At 63.5% G+C, this 490-nt stretch carries 1 protein-coding gene and 1 pseudogene; both read left to right on the forward strand.

Annotated elements, in window-relative coordinates; all coding sequences use genetic code 11:
- Positions 1-327 (forward strand): annotated as a pseudogene (locus tag AC1DHL_RS29830) (NAD(P)(+) transhydrogenase (Re/Si-specific) subunit alpha); the annotation flags it as partial.
- Positions 288-490 (forward strand): proton-translocating transhydrogenase family protein (locus AC1DHL_RS29835; protein WP_478164340.1); only part of this gene is annotated, 203 nt, incomplete at its 3' end. The pseudogene AC1DHL_RS29830 and the gene AC1DHL_RS29835, both read left to right, overlap by 40 nt.

The following is a 490-nucleotide window of genomic DNA, read 5'->3' on the forward strand; positions in this document are numbered from 1 at the left end:
ACGCTCATCACCGAGGAGATGGTCAAGTCGATGAAGCCGGGCTCGGTCATCGTGGACATCGCTGCGGGCAAGGGCCCGGAAGGCGTGGGAGGCAACTGCCCGCTGTCCGAAGCCGACAAGACAGTGGTCAAGCACGGCGTGACCATCGTCGGGGAAACCAACCTCGCCGCCCTCGTCGCCGCCGATGCGTCGTCGCTGTATGCGCGCAACGTGCTCGACTTCCTCAAGCTCGTGCTGCCGAAGGAGGGCGGTCTGAAGATCGACCTCGAGGACGACATCGTCGCCGCCTGCCGCATGAGCCAGGACGGCCAGGTCACGAAGAAGTAAGCGAACAAGCGAACACAGCGAACAAGCGAGGAGAAGCCGCCATGGATCCCGTATCCCACACCGTCATCAACCTGATCATCTTCGTGCTGGCCATCTACGTGGGCTACCACGTGGTGTGGACCGTCACCCCGGCGCTGCACACGCCGCTGATGGCCGTCACCAA

This window comes from Variovorax sp. 10L426, from assembly GCF_056395305.1.